This is a genomic window from Accumulibacter sp. (assembly GCF_032229525.1).
In the GTDB taxonomy this organism is placed as follows: domain Bacteria; phylum Pseudomonadota; class Gammaproteobacteria; order Burkholderiales; family Rhodocyclaceae; genus Accumulibacter.
Window position 1 is genome coordinate 1 of record NZ_JAVTWB010000171.1, and the last position, 7,017, is coordinate 7,017.

General features: G+C 64.3%; 6 protein-coding genes. 3 read left to right on the plus strand and 3 right to left on the minus strand.

Annotation, left to right across the window (positions count from 1 at the left end):
- Positions 1–1,247 (plus strand): molecular chaperone HtpG (htpG, locus tag RUW20_RS13200; RefSeq protein WP_313952696.1); only part of this gene is annotated, 1,247 nt, incomplete at its 5' end.
- Between the two features lie 18 nt (positions 1,248–1,265).
- Entirely contained in the window at positions 1,266–1,763 is a 498-nt protein-coding gene (locus tag RUW20_RS13205) for a DNA-deoxyinosine glycosylase (RefSeq protein ID WP_313952697.1), read from the plus strand.
- Between the two features lie 54 nt (positions 1,764–1,817).
- Here the strand turns inward: RUW20_RS13205 and RUW20_RS13210 are convergent, their stop codons facing one another.
- Entirely contained in the window at positions 1,818–2,363 is a 546-nt protein-coding gene (locus RUW20_RS13210; RefSeq protein ID WP_313952698.1) for a hypothetical protein, read from the minus strand.
- 166 nt (positions 2,364–2,529) lie between these two features.
- Here RUW20_RS13210 and RUW20_RS13215 point away from each other — a divergent pair, with 166 nt between their 5' ends.
- Complete coding sequence (locus RUW20_RS13215) at positions 2,530–4,326, plus strand: GspE/PulE family protein (protein ID WP_313952699.1); 1,797 nt, start codon at positions 2,530–2,532, stop codon at positions 4,324–4,326.
- Between the two features lie 52 nt (positions 4,327–4,378).
- Here RUW20_RS13215 and RUW20_RS13220 read toward each other — a convergent pair whose 3' ends face one another.
- Positions 4,379–5,617, minus strand: coding sequence for an RtcB family protein (locus RUW20_RS13220; protein ID WP_313952700.1), 1,239 nt, complete (start codon positions 5,615–5,617; stop codon positions 4,379–4,381).
- Between the two features lie 13 nt (positions 5,618–5,630).
- A partial coding sequence (locus tag RUW20_RS13225; protein WP_313952701.1) for an ATP-binding protein occupies positions 5,631–7,017 on the minus strand: 1,387 nt, incomplete at its 5' end.

Genomic DNA, 7,017 nt, shown 5'->3' on the forward strand with positions numbered 1-7,017 from the left:
TCACCGACGAGGACGAGACGGTCAACCAGGCGTCGGCACTGTGGTCGCGTCCCAAGTCGGAGATCTCCGACGAGCAGTACAACGAATTCTACAAGCACGTCGCGCACGACTTCGAGGACCCGCTGGCGCATGTCCATGCGCGTGTCGAGGGCAAGCAGGAATACACGCAACTGCTCTACATTCCGTCGAAAGCGCCTTTCGATATGCTCGACCGCGGCGCCCGCCACGGCATCAAACTCTACGTTCGCCGCGTCTTCATCATGGACGACGCCGAGCAACTGATGCCGCTCTACCTGCGCTTCGTGCGCGGGGTGGTCGATTCCAACGATCTGCCGCTCAACGTTTCGCGCGAGATCCTGCAGCAGTCGCGCGATATCGAAGCCATCCGCGGCGGTTGCGTGAAGCGCATTCTTGGCCTGCTCGAAGGCCTGGCGGATAGCGAGGACGACGCCGAAAAGGAGAAGTACAAGACCTTCTGGCAGGAATTCGGAAAGGTGCTCAAGGAAGGCGTCGGCGAGGACTTCGCCAACAAGGAGCGTATCGGCAAGCTGCTACGCTTCGCCTCGACACAAGCCGACACCACAGAAGAAAGCGTCTCGCTGGCCGATTACGTGTCGCGGATGAAAGAGGGGCAGGAGAAGATCTACTACGTTACCGCAGAAACCTTCATCGCCGCCAAGAACAGCCCGCACCTCGAGATCTTCCGCAAGAAGGGCATCGAAGTGCTGATTCTCTCCGACCGCGTCGACGAGTGGGTGACCAGCCATCTCACCGAGTTCGACGGCAAGCAGTTGCAGTCGGTGGCCAAGGGCGGGCTCGACCTCGGCCAGCTCGAGGACGCCGCCGAGAAGGAAGAAGCCGAGAAAGCGGCCGACGAGTACAAGGATCTGCTCGAAAAGGTCAAGACGACGCTTGGCGACAAGGTCAAGGACGTTCGTGTGACGCATCGCCTGACCGATTCGCCGTCCTGCCTGGTGGCCGACGAACACGACCTCGGTGGCAACCTGCAGCGTATCCTCAAGGCGGCCGGGCAGAACGCCCCGGCGAGCAAGCCGATCCTCGAGATCAACCCCAATCATCCGGCGGTGCAGCGGCTCAAGTCCGAGGAAACCCGCTTCGACGACTGGGCCAACCTGCTGCTCGAGCAGGCGACGCTGGCCGAAGGCGGCTCGCTCGATGATCCGGCAGGTTTCGTCAAGCGGATCAACGATCTGATGCTGGCGCTTTCGCTGGGTAGCGGTCGCTAGGTGACGGGCGGCGGGCCGGTGGCAGCGCTTCTGCACGGGCTGCCACCGATCCTTGACGCCGAGGTCAGAACCCTGATTCTCGGCAGTTTCCCGTCGCCGGCATCACTGGCGGCGCAGCAGTACTACGGGCACCGCCAGAACCAGTTCTGGCGCCTGCTCGGCGCCTTGCTCGGCGAGCCGCTCGCCGAGTCCGACTACGTCGAGCGGCAGCGCAGCCTGCTGCGGCATGGCATCGGCGTCTGGGATGTCTTTCGCCAGTGTCAGCGCCAGGGCGCTCTCGATGCGGCGATTCAGGCGCCCGAGGTCAACGATTTTTCCCGCCTGCAGATGGACGCACCGCACCTGCGGCGCGTCTGCTTCAATGGCCAGACCGCCGGCAAACTCGCCCGCTGGTTTACCCTGCGCGGCTACGAAACGTGCGTCTTGCCGTCGAGCAGCCCAGCCTACACCCTGGCCTTTGCCAGCAAGCTTGAAAAGTGGCGGGCGGCAGGGCTGGGGGCGACGGTCGATCGCTGAGCGCAGCTTGCCGTACAGTGCGCTACGCTCACAGCAGCCGTCGTCGCCAGATCGCTATTTCGCCGGCGCCAGGATATCGCGCAGGCACTGGAGATGTTCGGGCCCGGTCACCGGCGCACACGCCGTCCGTGCCTTCTCGTGTTGGGCGCAAAGGGCCGGGTCCGAGGATTGGGCGCAGGTGCTTGACGGCGCCTGCTGCTGCACGCAACGCTTGAATTGCGCTCCGTTACGACCCTGGCAGGCGGCGTAGGCCTGTTTGCGACTCGCGCATTGCTGCGGGTTGCGCGCCTGGCTGCAGTCGGTCATTTGCGCCTGCTGGTGCATGCATTGTCTGCGCTCCGGGCCGACCTTGTCCTTGCAGGCCTCGAATACCTTGCGGTGCGCTTGCTGGCGCGCGGCGCATTGTTCCGGGTTGCCTGTCTTGCTGCAGTTGGCCTGGCCGCGCATCCCCTGGCCGGGTCCGCCGCCCTGCATTCCCGGCCCCATGCCGCCCTGCATGCCCGCTCCCACGCCCCCCATGCCGGAAGCTGGTTGAGCCATTGCCGGCATGGCCAACAGCGCGGCGGCGAGGAAAGTGACGAATAGTGAACTCTTGCGCATGGGTGTCTCCTGGTCGGTTGAAAAGATCGCTTGCCGAGGTGGCTTGCAAAGGAGGAACGACGGCTTCTCACCGGCGCCGAGCCATCTTACACCTTCTTGCCGTCGGCATTGAGCCGCGCGGCGCTTGTCCGGTATAGTTGCCCGTCAGCCCACTGGAAGAGCGCAAATGTCGAAAGCAGCAGCGGTCAATCCCGTACACGAACACCGCCTGACGCTCGCAGAAACGCTCGGCTGGCTGGTCGAAGACGGCCGGGTCGCCAAGCCGGACGCCGACGCGCTGCAGCAGGAGAGCCGCCTGAAGCGCCTGACGGCGCATCCGCTGGTGATCATTGCTGACCAGAAATGGAAGTCGCACGACGAGCCGCCACGACCGCTGACCCTCGAAGAACTGGGCGAGTGGCTGGCGCGAAGGGTGGGGCTCGACTACCACCACATCGACCCCCTGAAGGTCGATTTCACCGCCGTGACCGACGTCATGTCGAGTGCCTACGCCACCCGCTTCGGCATTCTGCCGATCCAGGTGACGACGCGCGAGATCGTGGTGGCGACTTCGCAGCCCTTTCTGCGCGACTGGGAAAAGGAGCTGCGGGCGATTCTCAAGAAGGACATTCGTCGGGTACTGGCCAATCCGGTCGATGTGGCGCGCTATCTGATCGAGTTCTACAATCTCGCGCGCTCGGTCAAGAAGGCGGCACAGGCCGGCGGGCAGGGCGGCAACCTGTCGTCATTCGAGCAACTGGTCGAACTCGGCCGGAGCAATCGCCAGTTCGACGCCAACGACCAGCACATCGTCAATATCGTTGACTGGCTCTGGCAGTACGCTTTCGACCAGCGCGCCAGCGACATTCACATTGAGCCGAGGCGCGAAATCGGTATCGTGCGTTTCCGCATCGACGGTGTCCTGCATCAGGTCTACCAGCTGCCGATGAGCGTCCTGGCGGCGATGATCAGCCGGGTCAAGATTCTCGGCCGGATGGACGTGGTCGAGAAGCGCCGGCCGCAGGACGGCCGGATCAAGACCCGGACGGCCGACGGCCAGGAAGCCGAACTGCGCTTGTCGACCTTGCCGACCGCTTTCGGCGAAAAACTGGTGATGCGCATCTTCGACCCGGAAGTGCTGGTCCGCAGTTTCATCGAACTCGGCTTCAGTGACGACGATCAGGCGCGCTGGAAGGCGATGTCGGAGAAACCGAACGGCATCATCCTGGTCACCGGCCCGACCGGTTCGGGAAAGACGACGACGCTCTATTCGACACTCAAGCAGCTGGCCACGCCGGCGGTCAACGTGTGCACCATCGAAGACCCGATCGAGATGGTCGAGGGCGCGTTCAACCAGATGCAGGTGCATAACGCCATCGACCTCGGCTTTGCCCAGGGGGTGCGCGCACTGATGCGGCAGGACCCGGACATCATCATGATCGGTGAAATCCGCGACCTCGAAACTGCCGAGGTGGCGATTCAGGCGGCGCTCACCGGCCACCTCGTGCTGTCCACCCTGCATACCAACGACGCGCCGGCAGCGGTCACCCGCATGCTCGATCTCGGCGTTGCGCCGTATCTTCTGGCGGCGACGGTGATCGGCATCATGGCGCAGCGGCTGGTGCGCATCCTCTGTCCGCATTGCAAGCAGGAGCACCAGGCGAGCGCGGTCGAGAACACCATGTGGGATCAGCTGGTCGCGCCCTGGAAAGCCAATCGTCCGGCGCGCTTCTACCGGCCGGTCGGTTGCATCGATTGCCGCATGACCGGCTACCTCGGGCGGGTCGGGCTGTACGAAATCCTGCTGCTGTCGCCGGAGCTCAAACAGGCGATCAGTGAAAACAAGGAGATTGCGAAGATTCGCGATCTCGCCTACCGCGAAGGCATGAAGCCCCTGCGCATTTCGGGGGCGATGAAGGTTGCCGCCGGGGTGACCACCCTGGCCGAGATCTTCAAGGTGGCGCCACCGACCGAGCAGAGCTGACCCGCCGCGTCTCTTCGGCAGCCGGCGGCTTTCTTCGCCGGTGCTCAGCCCTTCAGCCTTTGACGCAGACCACCTGCCGCAAGCTGTGCACGACTTCCACCAGCGAACGCTGGGCGTGCATCACTGCGTCGATGTCCTTGTAGGCCATCGGGATTTCGTCGATCACCTCCTGGTCCTTGCGGCACTCGACGTGGGCGGTGGCGCGTTCCTGGTCGGCGACGGTGAACCGGCGCCGCGCTTCGTTGCGGCTCATGACGCGACCGGCGCCGTGGCTGCACGAGTTGAACGAGTCGGTATTACCCTTGCCACGGACGATGAAGGATTTGGCACCCATCGATCCGGGGATGATCCCCAGTTCGCCCTGGCGCGCCGAAACGGCGCCCTTGCGGGTGACGAAGACCTCGCTGCCGAAGTGCGTTTCCTTCTGTACGTAGTTGTGGTGGCAGTTCACGGCTTCGGCGTCCACGCTGAAGGGCTTGCCGATCACCCGGCGCGCGGCGTCGATCACGTTGGCCATCATCAGGCTGCGATTGCTGCGCGCATATTCCTGCGCCCAGCCAACGGCTTCGACGTAATCGTCGAAATGCGCGCTGCCTTCCTTCAGATAGGCCAGGTCGCGATCCGGCAGATTGGCGAGGTGTTGCCGCATGTCCGCCTGGGCCAGGGCGATGAAGCTGCGGCCGATGGCGTTGCCGACGCCGCGTGAACCCGAGTGCAGCATGAACCAGACGCGCTCCGCCTCATCGAGACAGACCTCGATGAAATGGTTGCCGGTTCCCAGGGTGCCCAGGTGCTGGTGGTGGTTGCTGTCTCGCAGGCGCGGGTACTTCTCGACGATGCGTTTGAAACCCGGGAGCAGACCCGCCCACAGTGCGTTGACCGCCTGCGGCGGGTTGTGCCAACTGCCCTGGTCGCGTTTGCCGCGGCCGACCGTGCGGCCGTGCGGCACCGCGCGTTCGATGGCCGAGCGTAGCCCGTGCAAGGTGTCCGGCAGGTCCGAGGCGTTCAGCGTGCTGCGCGTGGCGATCATGCCGCAGCCGATATCGACGCCGACGGCGGCGGGAATGATCGCGCCACGGGTCGGAATGACGCTGCCGATCGTCGAACCCTTGCCCAGATGCACGTCGGGCATCACCGCCAGGTGGTGGAAAATGAAGGGCAGGCGGGCGGTGTTGAGCAGTTGCTGGCGCGCCTCGGCCTCGACCGGCACGCCGTCGGTCCACATCTTGATCGGCCGGCCATTCGCTACCTGGACAACTTCGATCGCTTCGCGCTTGACGGCAGCCGGCATGAGCGTGGATCGGCTACGCTTGGTGAGCGCGCTCTAACGAAGCACCGCCTTCGGGCTCCACGGCGGGCGGCCGCTTTGCCGGCAACACCAGCCGGAACCTCGAGCCGACGCCGACCTCGCTGTGGGCCTCGATTCGCCCACCATGTCGCTTGGCGATGCCGTACGCCAGCGACAGGCCGAGCCCGGTCCCCTGGCCGACCGGCTTGGTGGTGAAGAAGGGCTCGAAGATACGTTTGAGGTTTTCCGGCGGGATGCCCTTGCCGCTGTCCGCGACCTCGATCCACACCTCGTCGTCGTCGAAGCCGGTGCGCAGGGTGATTGTGCCGCGGCCCTCAATGGCATGCGCGGCATTGACCAGCAGGTTGAGCAAGACCTGGTTGACCTGCGCCGCAATACACTCGACTTCGGGAACGCCGCCGTATTCCTTGTGCACCTCGGCCTTGTATTTGATCTCGTTCCAGACAATGTTCAGCGTGCTCTCCAGCCCCTGTTCGAGGTTGGTGAACTGCCACTCGGCGGTGTCCACGCGCGAGAAGTCCTTGAGATCCTGAACGATCCCGCGCACCCGTCGCAGGCCTTCGAGCGACTCGTCGATCAGTGTTCCCACGTCGCCGCGCACGTAGTCGAGGTCGGCGGCCTCCCGGGCTTCGGCAATCGCGCGCATTACCGCCGGGTGCTCGGCAAGGATCGGGTCGGCCGCCGCGTAGGCGTCGATCACCTGCAGCAAACCCTGGACCTGGTCCTTCAGGCTGCCCAGGTTGGAATTGACAAAACCGACCGGATTGTTGATCTCGTGCGCCACCCCGGCGGCGAGTTGGCCGACCGAAGCCAGCTTCTCCGATTGCAGCAACTGGTTCTGCGCTTCCGCGAGCTTGCGGTTGAGTTCGGTCAGGCGCTCGATGGTGGCGTGCAGCTGCAGTTCGGCGGCATGCTGATCGGTGACGTCAACGCCGGAACTCAGGGCGGCGGTGATGGCGCCGGAAGCATCGACAAGCAGCGCGTTGCTCCAGGCGACACGCCGGATTTGGCCGTCGGCCGTCAGGATGTCGTTCTGATTATGCGCGGCGATGACGCCGGTCGGCGTGCCGGCCAGCCATTGCCGGAAACTGTTGCTCAGATCTTCGCGTTGCGCTTCCGGAACGAAGCGATCGAACCAGTTACTGCCGACGATTTCCGCTTCGCTCAGGCCGAGCAGCGCACAGCCCGCGCGGTTGATCATGCGGATGATTAGATCGCCGTCGATGACCACCATCACCGAGTGCGTCACGTCGAGGTAACCCTGCGCCTGCTCCAGCGCGTTGCGCAACGCCCGTTCTGCTGCCTTGCGCTCGGTCGTGTCGCGAACGATGCCGCTGTAGAAACGCTCGTTGCGCACCGTGTAGGTATTGATCGACAGGTCG

Coding starts and splice junctions, on each gene's coding strand:
- RUW20_RS13210 (WP_313952698.1), bottom strand. CDS start 2,363: ATGCGCAAGAGTTCACTATTCGTCACTTTCCTCGCCGCCGCGCTGTTG.
- RUW20_RS13215 (WP_313952699.1), top strand. CDS start 2,530: ATGTCGAAAGCAGCAGCGGTCAATCCCGTACACGAACACCGCCTGACG.
- RUW20_RS13220 (WP_313952700.1), bottom strand. CDS start 5,617: ATGCCGGCTGCCGTCAAGCGCGAAGCGATCGAAGTTGTCCAGGTAGCG.